Source organism: Microbacterium sp. LjRoot205 (assembly GCF_056175745.1).
Genome location: NZ_JBGFFH010000003.1, coordinates 84296 through 107440 on the forward strand (window position 1 = coordinate 84296; position 23145 = coordinate 107440).

28 protein-coding genes are annotated in these 23145 nt (G+C 66.3%); 26 read left to right on the forward strand and 2 right to left on the reverse strand.

The window, feature by feature from the left end; translation table 11 throughout:
* Positions 1–69 precede the first annotated feature (69 nt).
* From AC04ME_RS08360 to AC04ME_RS08375, 4 genes are all read left to right on the forward strand, one after another.
* Positions 70–921, forward strand: a complete 852-nt coding sequence (locus AC04ME_RS08360) for an ABC transporter permease (protein WP_475434531.1) — start codon at positions 70–72, stop codon at positions 919–921.
* The gene (locus AC04ME_RS08365; protein ID WP_231567484.1) at positions 914–2584 is read left to right on the forward strand and encodes an ABC transporter ATP-binding protein; all 1671 of its coding nucleotides are present in this window, start codon (positions 914–916) and stop codon (positions 2582–2584) included. The genes AC04ME_RS08360 and AC04ME_RS08365 overlap by 8 nt, the downstream gene beginning before the upstream one ends.
* Before the next feature lie 129 nt (positions 2585–2713).
* Positions 2714–3763 (forward strand): polysaccharide pyruvyl transferase family protein, encoded by a 1050-nt coding sequence (locus AC04ME_RS08370; RefSeq protein WP_042538734.1) that lies wholly within the window; start codon positions 2714–2716, stop codon positions 3761–3763.
* Positions 3760–4860, forward strand: coding sequence for a glycosyltransferase (locus AC04ME_RS08375; protein ID WP_475434534.1), 1101 nt, complete (start codon positions 3760–3762; stop codon positions 4858–4860). Before AC04ME_RS08370 ends, AC04ME_RS08375 begins: the two co-directional genes overlap by 4 nt.
* Here AC04ME_RS08375 and AC04ME_RS08380 read toward each other — a convergent pair whose 3' ends face one another.
* Together AC04ME_RS08380 and AC04ME_RS08385 are read right to left on the reverse strand one after the other, a co-directional pair.
* On the reverse strand, positions 4861–5826 hold the full coding sequence (locus AC04ME_RS08380) for a glycosyltransferase family 4 protein (protein ID WP_042538738.1): 966 nt from the start codon (positions 5824–5826) through the stop codon (positions 4861–4863).
* Positions 5823–6950 carry a glycosyltransferase gene (locus AC04ME_RS08385; protein ID WP_042538740.1) on the reverse strand — a complete coding sequence of 376 codons (1128 nt, stop codon included), beginning with the start codon at positions 6948–6950 and terminating at the stop codon, positions 5823–5825. The genes AC04ME_RS08380 and AC04ME_RS08385 overlap by 4 nt, the downstream gene beginning before the upstream one ends.
* Positions 6951–7116: 166 nt before the next feature.
* Between AC04ME_RS08385 and AC04ME_RS08390 the strand changes: the two genes are divergently transcribed.
* From AC04ME_RS08390 to rplF, 22 genes are all read left to right on the forward strand, one after another.
* The gene (locus tag AC04ME_RS08390) at positions 7117–9189 is read left to right on the forward strand and encodes a glycoside hydrolase 5 family protein (protein ID WP_475434537.1); all 2073 of its coding nucleotides are present in this window, start codon (positions 7117–7119) and stop codon (positions 9187–9189) included.
* Positions 9190–9262: 73 nt separating this feature from the next.
* Complete coding sequence (locus tag AC04ME_RS08395) at positions 9263–10999, forward strand: DUF4012 domain-containing protein (protein WP_475434539.1); 1737 nt, start codon at positions 9263–9265, stop codon at positions 10997–10999.
* A gap of 69 nt (positions 11000–11068) precedes the next feature.
* Complete coding sequence (locus AC04ME_RS08400) at positions 11069–12580, forward strand: sugar transferase (protein ID WP_475434541.1); 1512 nt, start codon at positions 11069–11071, stop codon at positions 12578–12580.
* Positions 12581–12658: 78 nt separating this feature from the next.
* On the forward strand, positions 12659–13165 hold the full coding sequence (locus AC04ME_RS08405) for a hypothetical protein (RefSeq protein WP_475434543.1): 507 nt from the start codon (positions 12659–12661) through the stop codon (positions 13163–13165).
* The gene (locus AC04ME_RS08410) at positions 13165–14184 is read left to right on the forward strand and encodes a M23 family metallopeptidase (protein ID WP_042538746.1); all 1020 of its coding nucleotides are present in this window, start codon (positions 13165–13167) and stop codon (positions 14182–14184) included. The genes AC04ME_RS08405 and AC04ME_RS08410 overlap by 1 nt, the downstream gene beginning before the upstream one ends.
* A gap of 159 nt (positions 14185–14343) precedes the next feature.
* Positions 14344–14556 (forward strand): hypothetical protein, encoded by a 213-nt coding sequence (locus tag AC04ME_RS08415; RefSeq protein WP_475434545.1) that lies wholly within the window; start codon positions 14344–14346, stop codon positions 14554–14556.
* Between the two features lie 861 nt (positions 14557–15417).
* Positions 15418–15726 carry a 30S ribosomal protein S10 gene (gene rpsJ, locus AC04ME_RS08420; RefSeq protein WP_005050520.1) on the forward strand — a complete coding sequence of 103 codons (309 nt, stop codon included), beginning with the start codon at positions 15418–15420 and terminating at the stop codon, positions 15724–15726.
* An 8-nt stretch (positions 15727–15734) separates the two neighbouring features.
* A complete protein-coding gene (gene rplC / locus AC04ME_RS08425) occupies positions 15735–16394 on the forward strand; it encodes a 50S ribosomal protein L3 (protein ID WP_042538750.1) in 660 nt (219 codons plus the stop codon).
* Positions 16395–16396: 2 nt separating this feature from the next.
* The gene (rplD, locus tag AC04ME_RS08430) at positions 16397–17059 is read left to right on the forward strand and encodes a 50S ribosomal protein L4 (RefSeq protein ID WP_042538752.1); all 663 of its coding nucleotides are present in this window, start codon (positions 16397–16399) and stop codon (positions 17057–17059) included.
* Positions 17056–17379 carry a 50S ribosomal protein L23 gene (gene rplW, locus AC04ME_RS08435; protein WP_042538754.1) on the forward strand — a complete coding sequence of 108 codons (324 nt, stop codon included), beginning with the start codon at positions 17056–17058 and terminating at the stop codon, positions 17377–17379. Before rplD ends, rplW begins: the two co-directional genes overlap by 4 nt.
* A gap of 20 nt (positions 17380–17399) precedes the next feature.
* Positions 17400–18239: a 50S ribosomal protein L2 gene (gene rplB, locus AC04ME_RS08440; protein WP_042538755.1), complete on the forward strand. Its 840-nt coding sequence runs from the start codon at positions 17400–17402 to the stop codon at positions 18237–18239.
* A 12-nt stretch (positions 18240–18251) separates the two neighbouring features.
* Positions 18252–18533 carry a 30S ribosomal protein S19 gene (gene rpsS / locus AC04ME_RS08445; protein ID WP_017829205.1) on the forward strand — a complete coding sequence of 94 codons (282 nt, stop codon included), beginning with the start codon at positions 18252–18254 and terminating at the stop codon, positions 18531–18533.
* A gap of 25 nt (positions 18534–18558) precedes the next feature.
* Complete coding sequence (rplV, locus tag AC04ME_RS08450) at positions 18559–18957, forward strand: 50S ribosomal protein L22 (RefSeq protein ID WP_475434546.1); 399 nt, start codon at positions 18559–18561, stop codon at positions 18955–18957.
* Positions 18957–19712, forward strand: a complete 756-nt coding sequence (gene rpsC, locus AC04ME_RS08455; RefSeq protein ID WP_042538759.1) for a 30S ribosomal protein S3 — start codon at positions 18957–18959, stop codon at positions 19710–19712. Before rplV ends, rpsC begins: the two co-directional genes overlap by 1 nt.
* On the forward strand, positions 19712–20131 hold the full coding sequence (gene rplP, locus AC04ME_RS08460; RefSeq protein ID WP_042538761.1) for a 50S ribosomal protein L16: 420 nt from the start codon (positions 19712–19714) through the stop codon (positions 20129–20131). Before rpsC ends, rplP begins: the two co-directional genes overlap by 1 nt.
* The gene (gene rpmC / locus AC04ME_RS08465) at positions 20131–20448 is read left to right on the forward strand and encodes a 50S ribosomal protein L29 (protein WP_017829202.1); all 318 of its coding nucleotides are present in this window, start codon (positions 20131–20133) and stop codon (positions 20446–20448) included. The genes rplP and rpmC overlap by 1 nt, the downstream gene beginning before the upstream one ends.
* Complete coding sequence (gene rpsQ / locus AC04ME_RS08470) at positions 20448–20765, forward strand: 30S ribosomal protein S17 (RefSeq protein ID WP_042538763.1); 318 nt, start codon at positions 20448–20450, stop codon at positions 20763–20765. The genes rpmC and rpsQ overlap by 1 nt, the downstream gene beginning before the upstream one ends.
* A complete protein-coding gene (gene rplN, locus AC04ME_RS08475; protein WP_042538766.1) occupies positions 20762–21130 on the forward strand; it encodes a 50S ribosomal protein L14 in 369 nt (122 codons plus the stop codon). Before rpsQ ends, rplN begins: the two co-directional genes overlap by 4 nt.
* A gap of 3 nt (positions 21131–21133) precedes the next feature.
* Positions 21134–21493 (forward strand): 50S ribosomal protein L24, encoded by a 360-nt coding sequence (rplX, locus tag AC04ME_RS08480; RefSeq protein ID WP_042538767.1) that lies wholly within the window; start codon positions 21134–21136, stop codon positions 21491–21493.
* Positions 21493–22083, forward strand: coding sequence for a 50S ribosomal protein L5 (gene rplE, locus AC04ME_RS08485; protein ID WP_042538772.1), 591 nt, complete (start codon positions 21493–21495; stop codon positions 22081–22083). Before rplX ends, rplE begins: the two co-directional genes overlap by 1 nt.
* A 120-nt stretch (positions 22084–22203) precedes the next feature.
* Complete coding sequence (gene rpsH / locus AC04ME_RS08490; RefSeq protein WP_042538774.1) at positions 22204–22602, forward strand: 30S ribosomal protein S8; 399 nt, start codon at positions 22204–22206, stop codon at positions 22600–22602.
* A 6-nt stretch (positions 22603–22608) separates the two neighbouring features.
* The gene (rplF, locus tag AC04ME_RS08495; protein WP_042538776.1) at positions 22609–23145 is read left to right on the forward strand and encodes a 50S ribosomal protein L6; all 537 of its coding nucleotides are present in this window, start codon (positions 22609–22611) and stop codon (positions 23143–23145) included.

Sequence of the window (23145 nt, forward strand, 5' to 3'; positions counted from 1 at the left end):
CATAATCCGATATGCCGCCCGGGTGCACACTCACCGCGCATCGGGGTAGAGAGAGGTAGAGGATTCCGAATGGGAGCGATGGCTGTGCCCGCGACCGCCGGTCTGACTGAGGTGGGCACACGCCCCCGATTGCGTGACTATCTGGCAGAGACGTGGCGACTTCGCGCCTTCTCAGTGCGGCTCGCGGGCAGCCGCTTGATCTCGGGTCTGCTGCCGAATCGCCTCGGCGTGCTCTGGATCGTCCTCAAGCCGCTCTCGCTCGCCATCACATATGGCGTGATCTTCCACTTCATCCTCTCGGGCGCCGCGAGGCCAGAGAACTTCGTGCAGTTCCTCATCGTCGGCGTCTTCGTCTTCGAGTTCTTCACCGGTTGCTTCGGAAACGGCTCGAAGGCGATCACCAGCAACGCAAAGCTCGTGCAGAGCTTCGGCTTCCCGCGCATCCTGCTTCCGATCTCCGTGATCGCCGAGCAGGCGATGCGGATGATCCCGGTCGTTCTGCTGCTCGGCATCCTTCTGCTCATCTTCGGCGAGCCGATCTCCTGGTCATGGTTGCTCATCGTCCCGGTCTTCGCGGTCATGGGCGTGTTCAACCTCGGGGTGGCGCTCGTCGTCGCTCGAGTTTCCGTGCGCACGAGAGATGTCCAGCAGCTGATCCCGATCGTGACCCGTGTGCTGTTCTACGCAAGCGGCATCTTCTTCGATGTCGACGGAGCGCTCGCCGACTACCCGACGCTGCTCACCATCGTGCACCTCAACCCGATCTACGAGTTCATCGCCATCGCGCGCGACGTCCTGCTCGAGGGCTACACCGCTCCGCTGCTCGCGTGGATCGCTGCTCCGATCTGGGCCCTCGTGGTCATCGTCGGCGGCGTGATCTACTTCTGGCAAGCCGAACCGAAGTATGGCCTCAGTGACTGATCTCCTTCTCCCCGGCCAGCAGACCGTCATCGCCGATCAGGTGCCCCGCGCCATGATCGTGGCGGACGACGTGCACATCAACTACCGCGTGTACGCATCGGGCAAGCGGATGACCACCCGCGAATCCCTGTTCAGTCTGCGCTCACTCAAAGGCGGACGGGACCTGCAGACCGTCCCCGCGCTGCGCGGGGTGAGCTTCACCGCCACGGAGGGTGAGTCGATCGGCGTCGTCGGGCACAACGGCTCGGGCAAGTCGACGCTCTTCCGGGCGATGACCGGGCTCATCCCGCCCTCGGAGGGGCGCATCTTCGCCAGAGAGCGCCCCGTGCTGCTCGGAGTGAACGCGGCTCTCGTGCCTGAGCTCTCGGGCGAGAACAACATCCGCCTCGGACTGCTGGCGATGGGCTTCACTCCGGAAGAGGCGGCCGAGCACGTCGACGAGATCGCTGACTTCGCCGAACTCAACGACTTCATCTATCACCCCATGCGCACGTACTCCTCAGGCATGGCGGCGCGGTTGCGATTCGCGATCGCGTCGGCAAAGGCGCACTCGATTCTCCTCATCGACGAGGCGCTTGCCGTGGGCGACCGGCGATTCAGGACCAAGAGCGAGAAACGCATCAACGAGTTGCGCGCCAGTGCCGGTCTGGTGATGATCGTCAGCCACTCGACCAGTTCGCTGAAGGAGACCTGCGAGCGGGTGCTGTGGGTGCACAAGGGCGAGCTCATCGCCGATGGCCCCACCGACGACGTGATCGACGAGTACGTCGCCTGGACCAAGAACCCGGGGTCCAACGCCGTCGGCGCAGCCTCGGCGCCCAGGCCCTCGACGAAGAACGCCCCCATCGCTGTGGGCTTCGATGCCGACGGTGTCGAGCAGCAGAGCCTTCGCGCGGCGGGTGGCACATCCGCAGCTGAAGCGCTGTCTTCCGGAGCGAAGGAGCCGCGCGCGCTCGCCCGGCGCGACCGGCATCGTCGGGCAGAGAGGCGCACGAGGAAGCGCAGCGTCCTGCTGATGGTGCTCTCCGGCGTCGCCGTGCTTCTCGCGGTGGCCGCCGGCGCGATCATCGGAACCTTGAGCAGCGTCGCGGCACCGGTCGGCGCCGAGCCGTCCGCGCGTCCGACGCCCGAGCCGTCCACCCCCGCGGCGGACCCCGTGATCAAGAGCTTCACCGCGAACACGGCCACTGTCGAGTGCGCCTCGGAAGAAGCCGAAGGTCAGGTGCTGCTGAGCTGGCAGATCGACGATGCCAAGAGTGTCGCGATCGCGGCGGCTGAGACCCAGGTCGACGCGCTCGAGCTGCCGCTCGCCGCAGCCCTGCCGGCGAATCTCACCGATCGCGCCGTGCCGTTCTCCTGCGCGACCGAGACCGTCGTCTACACGGTGACCGCTGAGAACGAGGATGGCGTGCGGGTCAGTGCTCCCGTCACGGTCACGCGCGTGTTGCCGGTCGAGACCGAAGAGCCCGACTACGACGACTCCCCGTCGCAGCCGCGACCCTCCCAGCCGGCGGAGCCCGAGCCGGTCACCCCGCCGGCTCCTGAAGTGCCTGTCGAGCCCCAGCCGAGCACGCCGCCCACCGAGCCGACGCCGGAGCCCACGACCCCGCCGATCACCGAGCCGCCCGTCTTCGATCCCGGAACCGGCGCGACCACACCCTGAGCACGCGGCGCGCCAGCACCACAGCGCGCGGCATCCGTGAACGGCTCGCCTCGGCGAACAGACTAGATTTACCTCATGCGCCGCCGGGTTCCACGATCGTCCAGAGCGCCCCGCGCCACTCGAACCTTCGTGTCGCTCACGGGCCCCGCGGGCAACCTCGGCGACGCGCTCATCCGCCGCGAGACGCTCGCATGGGCGGTGGGCACGAGTGACGAGCTGGTCGCCTACACCGGAGATGCACCCGATGTGTGGCTGAGACAACTGGGTGTGCCTGCCGGGTCCCTCGTGCTGCGGACCAAGAAGTCGGTGCCGCGCTGGCTCCGGCTTCTCGTTCTGGCTCCGCGTCACCCCGTGCTGGTGTTCGAAGCGGGAGAGATCCCGCTCGACCGCGGCAACGGTCTCAGGGAGCTCGTCTTCCTGGCCGAGACTCTGATCGTCCGACTCAAGGGCGGGGTGGTCGTCCGTCCACCGAGGGGGATCCGTGCGCCCTCGTGGCCTGCTCTCGCCATTCATCGCCTGGCGGCTCGCCTCTCGCAGGTGACGCTGTGGCGTGACGAAGCGACGCTGGCGACCGCGCGGTGCGGCAGGCTCGCACCGGACATCGGCTTCTCGGCGGGGACACGCGCCGGGCTCCCCTGGGGTGAGCGCTCCGAATTGCTGGTGAGTCTGCGGGGTGCGCGCCCGCTGCCGGATGCGGAGTGGCTGGATGCAGTGCGTGAGACCGCCGAGCGTGCAGGCCTCTCGATCCGCACCGTCGTGCAGGTGCGCGAAGACGAGAGCCGAGCGCGTGAGCTCGCGCAGCTGCTCGGCGGCGAGTTCGACGCCTGGGGCGATACCGATCCCCTCGTACAGGAGGAGAGCCTCCGGCAGCGCTACGAGGCGGCGCAGGTCGTCGTCAGCGACCGCATGCACGTGCTCGTGCTCGCCGCTCTGAGCGGGGCGGTTCCCGTCGAACTGGTTCCCGGCCCCACGATGAAGATCACGAAGGCGTTCGCGGCCATCGGGCTGCACGGCGTTTCGGTCGACTCGTCCGCGAGCGACCAGACGCGCATGCGCGCGGCGCTTCTCCCTGCGCCCGAACGCGCGGCGGAGGTCTCCGCACGCGTGCGCATCGCGGCGGCGACGCTCGACGGCATTCAGCAGGAGATCCGCGACACTGTGCGTCGGGTGCGAGCATGACCGACTCGGCGGTGCGAGCCGCGCCCGCGCGCATCCTGTTCCTCTCGCACAGTCATCCTTTCGGCGCTTTCCGTGTCGGCAGCCACCACTACGCCCGTGTGCTGTCCGAACGTGGAGCGGACGTCGTGCATCTGAGCACCCCGATCTCGCTCATCCATCGGTTGACCGGACGGGTCGATCGTCAGCAGCTGGCAGGCGTGCCACGTCGCGCTCGGCGAGACGATGACGGGGTGCTGCAGGTCGTCCCGCGCACGATCCTGCCAGCGCCGGTCGGAGCTCCCCGCGTCGCCCGGATGCTGCAGCACGAAGGCATCGCCGGGGGATTCGACGCCGTGCTCATCGATCAGCCGCTGCTGTGGGACGCCTCTGTGCGATCGCTCTCGCATCGTGTGATCTATCGGCCCACCGATCTCTACCCCGATGGGGTGAAACACGCCCTGCAGCGACGCATTCTCGACGAGGTCGACGGCGTGATCGCCACCTCCGACGAAGTCCTGCGCGGACTCGGCACCCTGGGCACCCCCTCTCTCGTGCTGGGCAACGGCGCTGAGGTCGTCCGTTTCGCACCGGAGGTCGGCGAGGATCGCGCCCGTGCGGCGCGGTGCGTCTACGTCGGTGCGCTCGACGGCCGATTCGACTGGGAGCGCGTCGTCGCCTGGGCGCGAGCACGACCAGACGTCGGCTTCGTCATCGCCGGTCCCGACGCCCGCCCGCCGCACACGGTGCCGTCGAACGTCGACATCGTCGGGCCCGTTCCCTACGCCGAGGTTCCGGCGTTGCTGCACACGGCGCGCGTCGGCCTTCTGCCGCTCTCCGACAGTCCGCTCAATGCCGGCCGCAGCCCGATGAAGCTCTACGAATACCTCGCGGCGGGTCTGGCCGTGGTGGCGCGCGAGACGCCCGGCATCCGCGAATCATCCGATCTCGGCATCGAGGTGTACGACGACGACCGGGGTGCGGATGCCGCGCTGGAACGCGCCTTGGGACACCCGTCGCCGAACCACGCCGGCATGGACGCGGCATCCTCCGCATCGTGGGAGCGCAAGACCGATTCGCTCGAGGACTTCCTCTGGTCGGTCGAGCGACGCAGAACCTAGTCAGCCGAGCAGTCGGGTGATCGTCTCAGAGACGATCCCCGCGGTGCGATTCCAGTCGTAGCCCTCGGGTGGTGCGACCCGTCGCCGGGCGGCCACGGCCTCGGTCAACGCGTGCGCCCACTCCTGCGCATCGCCGGGGGAGGACACCGCGTGACCGCGGTCTCCGACGATCTCCGCGACCGATTCGCACCCTGCCCAGTACACGACAGGGGTGCCGCAGCGGACCGACTCCAGGGCCGGAAGGCCGAACCCCTCGAGCGTCGAGGGCATCACGGTCGCCGCAGCGCCCCGATAGAGATCGGCGAGCCTCTCGTCGTCGACTCCGCTCACCCAGCGCACTCGGGCGTCGACGAGCCGCTGCGTGGCCCTGGTCTCGAGGTCGGCGATCTCGCGCTCGGGAACCACGGCGACGAGGCGCACGTCGCGCGCCGAGACCAGGGCGTCGAGGACCACGTCGAGATTCTTGTGGGCGCGGCCGTTGCCGACGAACAGCACGTAGGGATCGGACTGCTGCAGCGCGCCTGCGCGGGGGTGGAAGGCGTCAGAGCACCCGTTGCCCGCATTGACGATCTCGACATCGTCGTCGTTCACCCACGAACGAAGCGCTCGGGCCGATGTCTCGGAGACGGTGAGCACGGCGCCTGCTCTGCGGACGACGCTTCTGACCGGACCGGAGTAGTAGGCCGCGAACTTCCAGCGGTCGAGCCCCGGGGCGCTCAGCTGGATGAGATCGTGCAGCGTGAGCAGCTGCTTTCGAGCACGGAGGAGCGCACCGTAGCCGGGCGAGTAGACGAGAGCGCCGGGAGCGGCGGCGGCACCCACGGAGCGGAACGCGTCGACCGCGGAGAACGGGGTGCCACCGAGATGCAGGGGTGCCCAGGGCAGAGACAGCCGGGGGAGGACCTCCGCGGCATAGCGGCCGATGCCGTGCGTGCCGCGATACCGGTCGTCGACGAGAACGGTCACGCGCTCCTCGTCTCCGGCTGGCGTGCGCCGTCGACAGACTCCGCCACCCACTCCCTGATGCGATCGGCGAACACGGCTTCGGAGAACTTCTCCGCCTGCGTTCGGCAGGCTTCGGGTGAGACGCCGGCGGCCACCTCGACCGCACGGCGCAGCTCGTCGGTCGACCAGTGCTCGACGAACGCGCCGGTGCTGCCGTCGACGATCGTCTCGCCCGTCCCACCCACGGCGGGGGCGATCACCGGTCGGCCCGCTGCCATGGCCTCGACGGGGACGATGCCGAAGTCCTCCACCGCGGGGAAGACGAGGGCGATGCAGCGCTGCAGCAGCGCCCGGTAGAGCTCCGCTCCCGGCGACCGCACGAAGAAGACCCGACCGGGTGCGCGCTCCTCGGCGAACGAGCGCAGACGTGCCTCGTCCGGTCCCGCACCCGCGAGAACGACGGGCACGTCGGCGGCGATGCCGGCCTCGATCACGAGATCAAGGCGCTTGTAGGGAATGAACCGGGAGAAGCCGAGGAGGAATGTCTCAGGCAGGAGCGCAAGGGCGGCCTCATCGCGTTCGTCCGGTTCCGGTGCACGGAGGAAAGCCGTCACATCGACGGGAGGGTGGATCACCGTGCTCTCGCGATGCCACGCCTGGGCGATGCGCTTCTGCACGAACACGCTGTTCGCGGCGATCGCGACCGGTTCCTGAGCACGCCTGCGATCGAGCCCCTTCAGCATGTTCGCGGCGGCCCTCGCGGCGAACGTGTCGCCGCGCACATCGAGCTCGGGGTTCCAGATGTAGCGCGCCGGGGTGTGGGCGTAGACGAGCTTCGGGGCGCCGCGCCCGGAGCCCGCGAATCTCGCATGGTGTGCGAAGAGATGCGAGCTCGTGAGGATCCAGTCCGCATCGACGCCCGGAAGAGTCCGCCAGGCGAGCGGCATCAGACCGACGGCTGCGGCCTTGCGTCCGCGCAGCGGTGTGCGGGCCAGCCATGTCTCGCCATCGACGACGAAGCGGCCTTCGCTTTCATTCCACAGGCAATAGCGGGCTGCGTCCGGGAAGACCCGGCTCAGCGCCTCGAAGACATTCTCGGAGCCGCCTCTCGGAGCGAGCCATTCGTGCACCAGCACACCGCTCACAGCGCCGACCTCGCACCACAGGGCACGCGGGCGCGCAGTGTCGGCTGGGCCTCTGCAAGCATGCGTCGAGTCTAGGGAAGTTCTCGGCGGGTGAGCCCCGGGCGGCTGTCAGCTTCGTCCCGAGTGCGACCCGATACATTGGAGACGAACACTCGGGGGAAAGGACATGATGGCTCTGCGCGCGACGAAGAAGACGATCATCATCGCGAGCGCGGTCACCGTGCTCCTTGTCGGCGGCGGTGCCGCGGCTGCGATGGTGATCTCCGGACAGCAGGCGCAGCCTCGCGCGGAGGCATCGCCTGACGCCACTCCCGAGCCGGTCGCGACCGAGTCTCCGGCCGTGGTTCCGGTGACGAACGTGGCACGGGCATCGATCGACGGATGGACCCTCGCAGATCGCGGAGTGGTCGGCACGGTTCTTCCCGAAGTCGGAGACGCCGCGCAGGGCGCGGTGTCTCTGCGGGTGGATGCTCCGGCTGACGATGCGGACATCATCGCCGCGTCTGCTCCGGTCGCACTCGCTCCGGACACGGAGTACACGCTCAGCGTCTCGGTGCGGGTGCTCGCCGAGGAGAAGACCGAGACCGGCGTCCGTCTGAACGCGGCGGGCCAGACCTTCACGCTTCCCGAGCTCGATGCGGAGTGGGAGACGATCGAGTTCCCGTTCACATCGGCGGCCGATCAGGCCGCCGCATCCACGTTCGATGTCGTGCTCTCCGGTGCCGTGCGCGGGTTCGGGATCGACGAGGTGTCGATCACCGCGGCCGGCGGTGACAACCTCGTGCCCAACGGATCGTTCGAAGCTGTGCAGACTCCGGCGGGCATCGTCAACGACTCTCTCATCATGACGGACGAGTCCGCACTGCTCGCGGTCTCCCTCGCTGAGGGCCCTGTGCAGTGGAGCGCCACATCGACGGCCGGCGGTGAGCCGATCACCGGTGAGTTCGGTTCCGCAGGCCCTCTGTTGGCCCTGCCGTTGACCGGGGTGTCGCAGGGGCACTACACCGTCGCCGTCAGCGACTCCTCAGGGCGGCAGATCCAGACGGATGTCGCCGTGATCGACGCCGACGGCTTCTCCGTGAGCCAGGACGGACGCTTCGGCGTGGGATCCCACGTCGAGAAGGAGGCCTTCGCCGGCACCGGATCTCTGGCGGCCGCGATCGGCTTCGCCGAAGTGCGCAACGACATCTCGTGGGAGCGGAACGAGAAGGTCGCCGGCCAATACGTGTGGGACCAGAACTATGTGCGCGAGTTCGAGCGCATGCACGCGAACGACGTGAAGCTGCTGGGCCTCGTCGTCTACGGCAACAGGCTCTACGGCGCCAGGAAGGCGCCAGGAAACGAGGAGGCGATCCAGGCGTACGGCGCTTACGCGAAGGCCGTCGCCGACCGGTTCGACCTCGTCGGTCTCGAAGTGCTGAACGAGTTCAACCATCGCGAGAACGACACGGCCTGCGGGCCGGCGCCCGCCTGCTACGTGCCGATCGCGCAGTCCGTGCGCGACCACGTCACCACGGCGTATCCGGATCTCCCCATCGTCACAGGCTCCACAGCGCTCTACGACAGCGAATGGTTCACCGGGTTCTGGCAGGCCGGTGGCATGGCGGTGACCGACGCGGCGAGCTATCACCCCTACGAGTCATGGATCAACCGCGACGCCGATCTGATCGCCGGCACCGTGCAGCAGTCCTACGCAGACATGCAGGAGGTCGCGGGCGAGACGCGCCCGGTGTGGGTCACCGAGATGGGATTCCCCACGCACTACGACGGCGTCTCCCTGCTCGAGCAGGGGCAGATGATGGTGCGCAATCAGGCCCTGGCCTTCGCGAACGGCGTCGAGAAGTACTTCTGGTACGACCTCGTCAACGACGCTGCCGACCCCGCCGCGGGCGAGTCGAACTTCGGGCTCTATGAGAACGGGCCCAGAGCCGACGTCGTCGCTCTGGCTCCGAAGCCCGGAGCCTTCGCTCAGGCGCTGATGATCACGCAGCTGCGCGACAAAGCGTTCGTCTCAGACGAATCGGATGACACGACCACGGTCGAGGTGTTCGGATCAGGAGACGACGAGACCCGCATCGCCTGGGCGAAGCAGGGAGAAGTGCAGCGCACCTTCGCAACGGATGTCCCGCTGACGGTCACAGACATGTCCGGGCAGACGCAGTCAGTGGTTCCCGAGGACGGCGAGGTCACGCTGACCCTCGGCGCGTCCCCGGTCTTCATCTCATCGGAAGCAGAGTGAGAGCCGCGGAGGCGGCCCCAGGTGGCGCCAGTACAATTCACCAGACGACTCCCGCACGAAAGGCAAGCCGGTCATGAGCGCAGCTAGTCAGGATGCGCAGGGCATCGACGAACCGAGATCGGGCCGTCAGCGTCGGCGGCGCCGCATCTGGACCGTTGTCATCCTGATCGTCATCGCGTTCCTCGTCGCCGTGTGCTGGGTCGGGCTGCGTGCCATCACGGTGAAGAACGGCCTCGTCGAGAGTCAGGATCTCATCGCGGAGATCCAGGGCGGCGGCGACGTCAATGATGTGCTTCCTGAACTGTCCGAAAGCGCCGCCAGCGCGGGTGCCGCAGCATCCGACCCCGTCTGGTGGGTCATGGAGTGGGTCCCGGTCGTGGGGGACAACCTCAGAGGGGTCCGCCTCGCGGCGCAGTCGCTCGATGCGCTCGTCAACGGTGTCGCGTTGCCCGTGATGGGCGACGAGGATTCCAAGGGTTCGATCACCGAGCGGCTTCTCGATGCCACCGACGATCAGGCACAGCACGTGACTGAACTCGCTGACGGGCTGGAGTCCGTTTCGAAGTCTCCTTTCCTCGTCTCCGTCGTGCGCGAGGGCGTCGATCAGGTCGACGAGGTGATGTCGGCGGCCGCTCCCATGATCGCGGTTCTCCCGACGCTGCTCGGAGGTGACGGCGAACGCAACTACCTGCTCGTCTTCCAGAACAACGCCGAGACGCTCGCCCTCGGAGGCAGCGCCGCCGCACAGACCCTCGTGAAGGTCGACGAGGGGTCGATCGCGATCGGGGCGCAGGGTGACAGCGGCAACTACCAGAACGGCGTCGCCGTCGACGTCGACGTGCCCCCGAGCGCGATCGAGCTGTACACGAGCTATCTCGTCGACCACATCAACACGAGCATGAGCCGCCCTGACTTCCCCACCGCGGCGAAGATCATGCGCGCCTGGTGGCAGCGCGACATCGCCGACGACGAGATCACCGGCGTGATCTCGATCGACCCTCTCGCACTGTCTCGTATCCTCAAGGCGACAGGGCCGATCGAGCTGGCGTCGGGTGAAGTCCTCTCCGAAGAGAACGCGGTGTCGCTGCTGCTGAGTGAGGTCTACGGGCGCTGGGATTCCTACAAGGAGCCCGAGCTCGTCGACGGCTTCTTCGCCGACACGGCGGCCGCGGTCTTCGACAAGATCGCCTCCGGCGACTTCGATCTGAAGGACATGATGTGGGCGATCACCGAGAGCGCATCGCAGGGCAGTGTGCTGGCTTGGAGCGATGACGCTCAGGTCGCCGCAGCGATCGACGGCGAGAGGATCAGCGGCGTTCTGCCGACGGACAACTCCGATGCGACGACCGTCGGCATCTATTTCAACAACAGCAACGGGTCGAAGATCGACTACTTCACGGAGACCGCGACGACGGCCACGGCGACCTGCGAGGCAGGCGACACGACGTTCACCGCCACCGGTTCGCTCACGTTGCCCCTGACCCAGCGGCAGGCCGAGGCACTGCCCCGCTATGTGCAGAGCATGACCTTCGGCGCTCGCTTCCGCGACTGGATCTTCATCTACGGTCCTCCGGGAACCACGTTGACAGACGCGACCTTCAACGGCGACGAGGTCTCGGTGATGCACCGCGACATCGATGACCTCGGCCGGCCGGTCGTCGCTTTCGAGGCCTGGTTCGACCCGGGCGACTCGATCGATGTGACGGCGACCTTCGTCGGATCGGACGGAGACTATGGGCCGCTCGCGCTGCAGACGAATCCGATGGTGCGGGGCGAAAAGCCCGTCGTGACCGACGACTGCGCCGGTTGAGGTCTTCCCCGGGCCCTGAGGCGGAGCGATATACTTGCTCGCGTTCTAGCGTCAGCGCGGTCAAGGGGGGTGAGAGTCGTCGTCGTTCAACTCGAGCACGGTGGCTCCAGCGCCTCGCGTTGGCCGAGGAGCACCGCCGCGCTTCCGGCGAAGAAGGCGAGGCGCGTTGCATGGACTCGGCTGTACGCGAGCCGTCTCTTCTATAACGATGTCATCGTCGTGCTGCTCGCGCTGATCATCTCTGCCCTCATCGTGCTCCCGAGTCTGCTCACCGGAGTCTCTTGGCCGGGCGGGCCTCGAGTGTCCTATCTCCTGGTGCTCGCGGTGATCGGAATCCTCTGGTTGATCGCTCTCGACGCGACCGATTCCCGCGATCGTCACACCGTCGGGCACGGAGCAGACGAGTACCGTCGCATCTTCAACGCGTCGATCGCGGTGTTCGCGGTGACGGTCGCCGTCGCCTTCTTCCTCGGCATGGAGCTCTCGCGCGCGCTCGTCGCCGTCGTCTTCCCCCTCGGGCTGTTGCTGCTCCTGCTGTCGCGGTGGATGTGCCGACAGTGGCTGCGCGGACGACAGAAGACGGGGCAGTACCTGCACAGGGCGGTCGTGATCGGCGAGCCGTCGAAGGTCGCCCTCGTGGGGCGCGAGATCCGGCGGGCGAAGAGCAGCGGGTACGAGATCCTCGGGGTGATCACCGAGAGCACCTCCGCTGCCGACATCTCGGGCTTCGAGGTGCTCGGTGACATCGCCAACGTCGAGAGGGTGCTCGACGAGGTGCGCTTCGACGCGCTGATCATCGTCGGATCCGACGATCTCGACCCTCTGACGATGCGCCGCCTCGGGTACTCCGTCTCCGACCGAGACATCCAACTCATCATGGCCCCCGTGCTGACGGATATCGCGGGGCCTCGCATGCATGCGACACCTGTCGCCGGTCTGCCGCTTGTGCACGTCGACTTCCCGCGCATGGAAGGCGCCAAGCGCTTCCTCAAGCGGGCCTTCGACATCGTCGGGTCCTCGCTGCTGCTCGTCGTCATGTCGCCGGTCTTCCTCATCGCCGCCATCGCGATCCGCGTCGACGGGCCGGGTGGCATCTTCTTCCGTCAGGAGCGGATCGGACGCGGCGGGCAGACCTTCGGCATGCTGAAGTTCCGATCGATGGTCGCCGACGCCGACGACCAGCTCGCGACTCTCCTCGATCTGCAGGGCGACGCCGGCACGCCGCTGTTCAAGATCAACGACGACCCGCGCATCACGAGGGTCGGGCGCTTCTTCCGCAGGCACTCCATCGACGAGCTGCCCCAACTGGTCAACGTGTTCCTCGGGCACATGAGTCTCGTGGGTCCGCGACCCCAGCGTGCCACGGAAGTCGCGCTCTACGACGACTTCGCGCATCGACGCCTGCTCGTCAAGCCCGGCATGAGCGGGCTGTGGCAGGTCAGCGGACGCTCCTCGCTCTCGTGGGAGGAGACCATCCGTCTCGACCTGTACTACGTCGAGAACTGGTCGCTCATGCAGGACCTCATCATCCTGTTCCGCACCGTCCGCACGGTGGTCGCCCCCGGTGCGACTGCGCACTGAGTACGGGGCGCGAAGATTCCCGGCGACTGTCCGCGTCGCATCCACGGCTGAGGCCCAGCGCTGGGTACATTCAAAATCATGAGATCCCCCCTTGCTCGGTGTGTCGCCGCGAGTGCTCTGGCTGTCGTCCTCATCGGTGGTGCCTCGGGCTGCGCTGCGCTGCCGAGCACGTCGAGCCCGGTGCCGACATCGACGGCTTCGACTCCTGGCCCCACCCCGTCGGTGACGGCACCCACCTCCGAGCCCTCGGCCACCCCGGAACCGACGCAGACTCCGTCCGGCGACTTCGGCGGTTTCGCCGGCGAGGAGCTGGCGCAGATCTGCGTCGACGCGACGCTCTCGGCGTTCCCTGCCGACGTCGCCTTCACCATCGGAGACACCCGCATCGAGCAGAGGTTGGTCTCGCCCGAATGGCTCGTGCTGGTCCCGGCTCAGGCCTCCGGGCTGGAGGCGCAGGCGCAGTGCACGATCGGCGGCTCGCCTTCGGCGCCTGTGCTCGGCATGTCGTCGGCGTCGCTCGAGCCGCTCCCGGAAGAGCAGATCGAGAACCTGATCCGTGGCGAGAACGAAGGCGGCGATCGCTAGTGTGCGGCGCGGCTGACGCTGAGCTCTCGGGCAGCCCCACGCCGAAGCCCATCTTCTCGCGGCGCGTGATGCTGGTGGCTGCGGGCACGGCGCTCGGTGCGTCGGCCATCGGGTGGGATCTGTTCTCCCCGGGCCTCAGCGCGACTGCGGCGGGGACCTACCTCCGCCCATGTGGCGACGTGCGCATCTCGAGCTCCTGGCAGGGGCACAAGAACCGCAATCCGCCGTCGGGCGAGCCGGGCACCGACTATGCGGTCATCACCGGCACGCAGATCCGGGCGGCCGCCAACGGCGTGATCGTGGATCGGAAGGATTCCACGACGACCGCGACCGGACGTTACCTGGCGCTGCGGGCAGACGACGGCAACTACATCCGCTATCTGCATCTGCAGTCGAGCACGGTCCCGTTGGGTGCGCGCGTCGCCCGCGGACAGGTGATCGCGTACTCGGGCGCATCCGGTTTCGGCAGTGATGCAGGCTACGGTCCCCATGTCCACGTCTCCCTCTGGATCGGCGGCACGCCGCTGCAGCTGGGATTCACCAACTCGGTCGACTTCGAGAACTACGTCGAAACCGGTCCCTACCAGCCCCCAGCGGAGGATCCTGTGCCCACTCATAAGTCATCGACACTGTCGTGGAACGCCGTCTTGCCGGAGGGGGCGTGGGCTCGCATCCCGGTAGCCCCTGGTGCCTTCTGGCTGGCTGAGAGCAGCGCGACCATCAAGGAGACGGGCGAGCTCTCGCTCTATCTCACGGCGACAGGGGTCACCAAGGGATTCCAGGTACGCGTCGTCGCACAGACTCTCAACGCGAGTGGAGCGGTTGTCAGCACATCACCTCAACCGATGCTCGAGGTCCCGGCGACGAATGCGACGGCGGCGAACTCGCCGACATACGGTCTCTACACCCTGCCGTACTTCCTTTCGGGTCCGCTGCGTCTGTACGCCGACATCCGCGCTCTCAATCCGGGTATCAGGGTGCAGCAGGTCGTCTTCAAGAAGAACTACTGGCAGTCGTAGCTCCGACGTCCTCCGTTCGGGTGCCGGCGTCGGGGCCACCGCGGCAGGTGGCGTCGGATGACGTTCCGGTCCGAAATACTTCCACCGGAAACCCGTTGCGTGCAGAATGAACGTGCGTCGGGGACCCGGCGCATCAGAACGGATACAAGGGGGCCCGCAATGGGTATCGATGAGACCGTCAACAAGGGCAGAGATCTGTACGAGCAGAACAAGGACAAGATCGCCGAGGCAGTGAAGAGCGAGCAGGCCGAGGACATCAGCGACAAGGTCCTCGACGGCGTCGCCGACTTCGCCAAGAAGATCGCGCCCGGGGCCGCCGACAAGATCGACGAGATCCGCAACACCGCCGACAAGGCCGTCGGCAACGAATAGGACTCTCGACTGAGACCGAGAGCGGCGACTCCTCCATCGGGGGAGTCGCCGCTCTTCTGCATCCGGCACCAAGTATTCCGCCCGGCGGTATCGCGTTTCACGACAGCGTCCCCTTAGAATGGATGACGATCGCCTGGGGAACTTGCGATCAGGGATGTCGAAGGGGTTCGACCTCCCGCACTCACGCGGTTCGCCGCGTCAAACTGGGGATAACGATTTTGGGGATCATCGTGCGACGCGCGCACTCTGTGCGCTCAGACGTCATCCCGCCCGCGCGGCGGTCGCTTCGCCGCGCCCTCGGTCGAGGATCCCGGCGTCCCTTCACGCCGGGCTCCTCGCGTTCGGTGTGCCCCCTCGCACTGAACGCCCTCCCCAAGCGGGGCGAGGCATGGGGATGCCTCGCCCCGCTCTCACCGCCTTTCTGACGATCGCTCGGGGCATCGCGGGCACGTCGATCCGACCCCGGACGGACGAGTCCAGCGGATGCACAGCGAATGCGACACGCCCGGGTTTGCGCAAGTGAAATCGGCCGTGGCAGAATAGACAGGTTCGACATTCCGGCGCGCTCAGCGTGGCCGGATCACCATCACGACAGTGCATAGGCGGCGCAGACGCGCAGGGACCTAGGCCGCGGGTGGCAGAACGATCCCGACATCTTCATCACGAGGGCTTCGCCGTGCGCGGCGGAGGTCGGACACCCGCTCGCTGCGAGGCGTGCGGGATGACAGCAGAACAGTGGTGCAGCAGATCGACTCGCGAGAGCCGTCTGAGTGCCGAGGCGCGAACAGCGCCGACGTGCGTCCAATGCCCCTGGGTCACCCGGCCCAGGTCGGTAAGACGCTTAAAGAGAGAGAGCAGACAATGGCGGGACAGAAGATCCGCATTCGCCTGAAGTCGTATGACCACGAGGTCATCGACACGTCCGCACGCAAGATCGTCGACACAGTGACCCGCGCGGGCGCAACGGTCGTCGGCCCCGTGCCCCTGCCGACCGAGAAGAACGTCGTGTGCGTCATCCGGTCGCCCCACAAGTACAAGGACAGCCGCGAGCACTTCGAGATGCGCACCCACAAGCGTCTGATCGACATCATCGACCCGACGCCCAAGGCTGTCGACTCGCTGATGCGTCTCGACCTGCCTGCCGATGTCAACATCGAGATCAAGCTCTGAGGTCGGACATGGTTGATATCAACTCCAAGATTTCCAAGGGCATGCTGGGCACCAAGCTCGGTATGACCCAGGTCTGGAACGAGAGCGGCAAGCTCGTTCCCGTCACCGTCATCGAGCTCGCCTCGAACGTGGTCACGCAGATCCGTACCCCCGAGAAGGACGGCTACAACGCCGTTCAGATCGCCTACGGCCAGATCGACCCGCGCAAGGTGAACAAGCCGCTGACCGCCCACTTCGAGGCCGCCGGCGTCACGCCGCGTCGTCACGTCACCGAGATCCGCACCGCGGATGCCGGCGACTACACGCCGGGCCAGGAGCTCACGGTCGACGGCACCTTCGAAGCAGGCCAGCTCGTCGACGTCGTCGGCACGAGCAAGGGCAAGGGCTTCGCCGGTGTCATGAAGCGTCACAACTTCAAGGGCGTCTCGGCTTCGCACGGTTCGCACCGCAACCACCGCAAGCCCGGCTCCATCGGCGCATCGTCGACCCCGAGCCGCGTCTTCAAGGGCATGCGCATGGCCGGCCGTATGGGTGGCGAGCGCGTGACCGTCCTCAACCTCACGGTGCACGCCATCGACATCGAGAAGGGTCTGCTGCTCGTCAAGGGCGCCGTCCCCGGTGCTCGTGGCCGTATCGTCTACGTCCGCAACGCAGTGAAGGGTGCCTGATCATGGCTGACTCCACTCTCGCGCTTGACGTCCTCAACGCAGACGGCAAGAAGGCTGGCTCGATCGAGCTTCCCGCCGCGCTGTTCGACGCCAAGACGAACATCCCGCTCATCCACCAGGTCGTCGTCGCGCAGCTCGCGGCGGCTCGCCAGGGAACCCACTCGACCAAGCGTCGCGGTGAGGTCTCGGGTGCCGGCCGCAAGCCCTTCAAGCAGAAGGGCACGGGTAACGCCCGTCAGGGCTCGATCCGCGCGCCGCACATGACCGGCGGTGGAATCGTGCACGGCCCCAAGCCGCGCGACTACTCGCAGCGCACGCCCAAGAAGATGATCGCGGCCGCCCTCCTGGGTGCGCTCAGCGACCGCTTCCGCGGCGACCGCATCCACGCCATCGAGACCTTCGGCATCAACGGCACGCCTTCGACCAAGACCGCGGTGAACTTCCTCACCAACGTCGTCTCGTCGAAGAACGTGCTCGTCGTGATCGAGCGCAACGACGACGTGACGCTGAAGAGCATCCGCAACCTGTCGAACCTGCACGTGCTGACGTTCGACCAGCTCAACGCCTACGACGTGCTCGTCTCCGACGACATCGTCTTCACCCAGGCCGCGCTCGAGGGCTTCATCGCCTCCAAGTCCGGCGCCAACCAGGAGGTCTCCGCATGAGCGAGCAGGCAGCTGTTCTCCAGACGGCCCTGAACAAGGACCCGCGCGACATCATCCTGAAGCCGGTCGTGTCCGAGAAGAGCTACGGTCTCATCGACGAGGGTAAGTACACCTTCCTCGTGGACCCGCGCGCTTCGAAGACCGAGATCAAGCTCGCCATCGAGAAGATCTTCGGCGTCAAGGTCGCTGGGGTCAACACCCTCAACCGCGTCGGCAAGGCTCGTCGCACCCGCTTCGGCGCAGGCAAGCGCAAGGACACCAAGCGTGCCATCGTGACCCTGAAGTCGGGCACCATCGACATCTTCACGGCAATCGGCTGATCCGGGGGATAAGGACAATAATGGCTATTCGCAAGTACAAGCCCACGACCCCGGGCCGTCGCGGCTCGTCGGTGGCTGACTTCGCCGAGATCACCCGATCGACGCCGGAGAAGTCGCTGCTGCGCCCGCTCTCGAAGACCGGTGGTCGCAACAACCAGGGCCGCATCACGACCCGTCACATCGGTGGTGGCCACAAGCGCCAGTACCGCGTCATCGACTTCCGTCGCAATGACAAGGACGGCGTGGACGCCCGTGTCGCTCACATCGAGTACGACCCCAACCGCACGGCTCGCATCGCGCTGCTGCACTACTTCGACGGCGAGAAGCGCTACATCCTCGCGCCGGCGAAGCTGAAGCAGGGCGACGTCATCGAGTCGGGCGCTGGTGCCGACATCAAGCCGGGTAACAACCTCCCGCTGAAGAACATCCCGACGGGTACCGTCATCCACGCGATCGAGCTCCGTCCCGGTGGCGGCGCGAAGATGGCACGTTCGGCCGGTGCATCCGTCCGTCTCGTCGCCAAGGATGGCAACTTCGCCCAGCTGCGTCTGCCCTCGGGCGAGATCCGCAACGTCGACTCGCGCTGCCGCGCGACCATCGGCGAGGTCGGCAACGCCGAGCAGTCGAACATCAACTGGGGCAAGGCCGGCCGCATGCGCTGGAAGGGCGTCCGCCCGACCGTCCGTGGTGTCGCGATGAACCCGGTCGACCACCCGCACGGTGGTGGTGAGGGCAAGACGTCCGGTGGACGTCACCCCGTCTCCCCGTGGGGCCAGGCTGAGGGTCGCACCCGTCACGCCAACAAGGAAAGCGACAAGTACATCGTGCGTCGTCGTAACGCCGGCAAGAAGCGTAAGTAGGAGTAAGAGAAGATGCCTCGCAGTCTTAAGAAGGGCCCCTTCGTCGACGATCACCTGCTTCGCAAGGTGGTCGTGCAGAACGAAGCCGGCACCAAGAACGTCATCAAGACCTGGTCTCGCCGGTCCATGATCATCCCGGCCATGCTGGGTCACACGATCGCGGTCCACGACGGTCGCAAGCACATTCCTGTGTTTGTCTCCGAGACCATGGTCGGCCACAAACTGGGCGAGTTTGCGCCCACCCGCACCTTCCGCGGCCACGAGAAGGACGACAAGAAGGGCCGCCGCCGCTGACGCGGTGGCGATAGAGGAGAGAGAAATGGTGGAGTCCATCGCACGCGTGCGACACATCCGCGTGACCCCTCAGAAGGCTCGTCGTGTCGTCGCGCTCATCAAGGGCAAGCAGGCCCAGGAGGCTCTGGCGATCCTGAAGTTCGCACAGCAGAGCGCCAGTGAGCCGATCTACAAGCTTGTCGCGTCGGCCATGGCCAACGCGCAGGTCAAGGCGGATCGTGACGGCGAGTACCTCGACGAGCAGGACCTGTACGTGGCTAACGCCTACGTAGACGAGGGCACGACGCTCAAGYGTTTCCGCCCCCGTGCACAGGGTCGCGCTTTCCAGATCAAGAAGCGCACGAGCCACATCACGGTCGTGCTCTCGACGCCTGAGGCGGCCCCGGCCGCTGCAAGCGACAGCAACAAGAAGGCGAGCAAGTAATGGGACAGAAAGTAAACCCGTACGGCTTCCGCCTCGGCATCACCACGGACCACGTGTCGCGTTGGTTCTCGGACTCGACGAAGCCGGGTCAGCGTTACGCCGACTACGTCGCCGAGGACATCAAGATCCGCAACCTGCTGAAGACGCAGCTCGACCGCGCCGGTGTCTCGAACATCGAGATCGAGCGCACCCGTGACCGCGTCCGCGTCGACATCCACACCGCCCGTCCGGGCATCGTGATCGGTCGTCGTGGCGCCGAGGCCGAGCGCATCCGCGGCGACCTCGAGAAGCTCTCGGGCAAGCAGATCCAGCTGAACATCCTCGAGGTCAAGAACCCCGAGGCTGACGCTCAGCTCGTCGCACAGGGCATCGCCGAGCAGCTCTCTGCTCGCGTGGCGTTCCGTCGTGCGATGCGCAAGGGTCTCCAGGGCGCTCAGCGCGCTGGCGCCAAGGGCATCCGCATCCAGGTCTCCGGCCGCCTCGGCGGCGCCGAGATGAGCCGCTCGGAGTTCTACCGCGAGGGTCGTGTGCCGCTGCACACGTTGCGCGCGAACATCGACTACGGCTTCTACGAGGCGAAGACCACCTTCGGCCGCATCGGCGTGAAGGTCTGGATCTACAAGGGTGACCTGACCAACAAGGAGCTTGCTCGCGAGCAGGCCAACGCACCGAAGTCCCGTCGTGACGACCGTGGTGGCGACCGCCGCCGCGCGCCGCGCAACGAGGCCCCTGTCGCAGAAGGAGCGTCTGCCTGATGCTTATTCCCCGCAAGGTCAAGTTCCGTAAGCAGCACCACCCCGGTCGCAGCGGCCAGGCGACTGGTGGCACGAAGGTCTCCTTCGGCGACTACGGGATCCAGGCGCTCACGCCTGCCTACGTGACGAACCGTCAGATCGAGTCCGCTCGTATCGCGGTCACGCGTCACATCAAGCGTGGCGGCAAGGTGTGGATCAACATCTACCCCGACCGTCCCCTCACGAAGAAGCCTGCCGAGACCCGCATGGGTTCCGGTAAGGGTTCCCCCGAGTGGTGGGTCGCCAACGTCAAGCCGGGTCGCGTCCTCTTCGAGGTCTCAGGCGTGAGCGAAGAACTCGCTCGCGAGGCACTGACCCGTGCCATTCACAAGCTGCCTCTCAAGGCACGCATCATCAAGCGCGAGGAGGGCGACGCGTAATGGCGATCGGCACCAAGGAGCTCGCTCCGGCAGAGCTCGACACGTTCGAAGACCAGCGCCTCGTTGAGGAGCTGCGTAAGGCCAAGGAGGAGCTGTTCAACCTCCGTTTCCAGTCGGCCACCGGCCAGCTGGAGAGCCACGGCCGCATCCGCGCCGTCAAGCGCGACATCGCGCGTCTCTACACCGTGATCCGCGAACGTGAGCTGGGCATCCGTGCGACGCCCGCTCCCGTCGAGGCTCCGGCCAAGAAGGCGACCAAGTCGAAGGCGAAGAAGGCGGACTCCGCCGACGACGCCGTGAAGGAAGAGGCTGAGTGATGGCCACCAAGAAGGAAGCTGCCGTCGAGGCTGAGCACGCAGCACACGATGTTCGCGATGCGGATGCCCGTGGGTACCGCAAGTCGCGTCGTGGCTACGTCATCAGCGACAAGATGGACAAGACCATCGTGGTCGAGGTCGAGGACCGCGTGAAGCACCCGCTTTACGGCAAGGTCATCCGCCGCACCTCGAAGGTCAAGGCGCACGATGAGGCGAACTCCGCCGGCATCGGCGACCTCGTCCTGATCAACGAGACCCGCCCGCTCAGCGCCACGAAGCGCTGGCGTCTGGTTGAGATTCTGGAGAAGGCCAAGTGATCCAGCAGGAATCCCGCCTCAAGGTCGCCGACAACACCGGCGCGAAGGAACTGCTCACCATCCGTGTGCTCGGCGGCTCGCGCCGTCGTTACGCCGGTCTCGGTGACACGATCATCGCGACCGTCAAGGACGCGATCCCGGGCGGAAACGTCAAGAAGGGCGATGTGGTCAAGGCCGTCATCGTCCGTACGGTCAAGTCCACGCGTCGTCCCGACGGCTCGTACATCAAGTTCGACGAGAACGCCGCCGTGATCCTGAAGAACGACGGGGAGCCCCGCGGCACCCGTATCTTCGGACCGGTCGGTCGCGAGCTTCGTGACAAGAAGTTCATGAAGATCGTCTCGCTGGCGCCGGAGGTTATTTAAGTCATGGCGAAGATCAAGAAGGGTGACCTGGTTCAGGTCATCACCGGAGCGACGCAGGAGCGTGGCGGAGATCGCGGCAAGCAGGGCAAGGTCCTCGAGATCCTGGCCGACAAGAACCGCATCATCGTCGAAGGCGTGAACTACGTCACCAAGCACACGCGCGTCGGTCAGACGCAGCGTGGCACTAAGACGGGCGGCCTCGAGACTGTCGAGGCCTCCATCCACATCTCGAACGTCGCACTCGTCGACCCCTCGACCAAGAAGCCGACCAAGGTCGGCCACCGGGTCGAGGAGCAGACCAAGGACGGCGTCAAGCGCACCGTTCGTGTGCGGTACGCGAAGAAGTCAGGTAAGGACCTCTGATGGCAACCACCGACGCTGCGGTGGCTGGCAAGATCCAGCCCCGCCTGAAGGCGAAGTACAAGGCCGAGATCCAGCAGAAGCTGCAGGATGAGTTCGGCTACACCAACGTGATGCAGATCCCCGGTCTGGTCAAGGTCGTCGTGAACACCGGTGTCGGTGAAGCGGCCCGCGACAGCAAGGTGATCGACGGCGCGATCGACGATCTCACCAAGATCACCGGTCAGAAGCCGCTCGTCACGAAGGCTCGCAAGTCGATCGCGCAGTTCAAGCTGCGCGAGGGCCAGGCCATCGGCGCACACGTCACCCTCCGCGGTGACCGTGCGTGGGAGTTCCTGGACCGTCTCGTCTCGCTCGCTCTGCCCCGCATCCGCGACTTCCGCGGTCTGTCGGGCAAGCAGTTCGACGGGAACGGCAACTACACCTTCGGTCTCCAGGAGCAGAGCGTGTTCCACGAGATCGATCAGGACAAGATCGACCGGGTTCGCGGTTTCGACATCACTGTCGTCACCACCGCGAAGACGGACGACGAAGGTCGCGCGCTTCTGCGTCACCTCGGCTTCCCCTTCCGTACGGAAGACGCCAAGGCGTAAGCGGTTTCGGGCGGGGCGCACAGCGCCCCGCCCGATCCCGTACAATTGAAGATTGCGTGTCATCGCAGGCCGTCTGTCGTGTAACGGCAGCCGGAACCTCATGAACAAAGGAAAACAACAATGACAATGACAGACCCGGTCGCAGATCTGCTGACCCGTCTGCGCAACGCGAACTCGGCGCATCACGATTCCGTGACCCTGCCGTCGAGCAAGCTCAAGACGCACATCGCCGAGATCCTCCAGCAGGAGGGTTACATCGCCGGATGGGAGACGACTGACGCTCGCGTCGGCACGAACCTCACCCTGCAGCTGAAGTACGGTCCCAACCGTGAGCGTTCGATCGCGGGCATCAAGCGCGTGTCGAAGCCCGGCCTCCGCGTGTACGCGAAGTCCACCGAGCTGCCCAGGGTCCTCGGCGGACTCGGCGTGGCCATCCTGTCCACCTCCTCCGGTCTTCTCACTGACCGTCAGGCAGAGCAGAAGGGCGTGGGCGGAGAAGTTCTCGCCTACGTGTGGTAATCGAAAATGTCGCGTATTGGACGACTTCCCATCGACGTTCCCGCGGGCGTGACCATCTCGGTCGACGGCCGTGAGGTCGCGGTGAAGGGCCCCAAGGGTGAGCTCACCCTGACGGTCGCCAAGCCCATCGAGGTCGCGGTCGAGGAGAACCAGGTTCTCGTCACCCGTCCCGACGACGAGCGCGAGTCCCGGTCGCTTCACGGCCTGACCCGCACGCTCATCAACAACAACATCATCGGCGTGACCCAGGGCTACACCAAGGGTCTCGAGGTCGTCGGAACCGGTTACCGAGTGGCACAGAAGGGCAGCTCGGTCGAGTTCGCCCTCGGCTTCTCGCACCCGGTCCTCATCGACCCGCCCGCCGGTATCACGCTCACGGTCGAGGGCACCAACAAGCTCACGGTCAGTGGTATCGACAAGCAGGCTGTCGGCGAGGCAGCTGCGAACATCCGCAAGATCCGCAAGCCCGAGCCGTACAAGGGCAAGGGTGTGCGCTACGCCGGCGAGATCGTGCGTCGCAAGGCCGGAAAGAGTGGTAAGTAA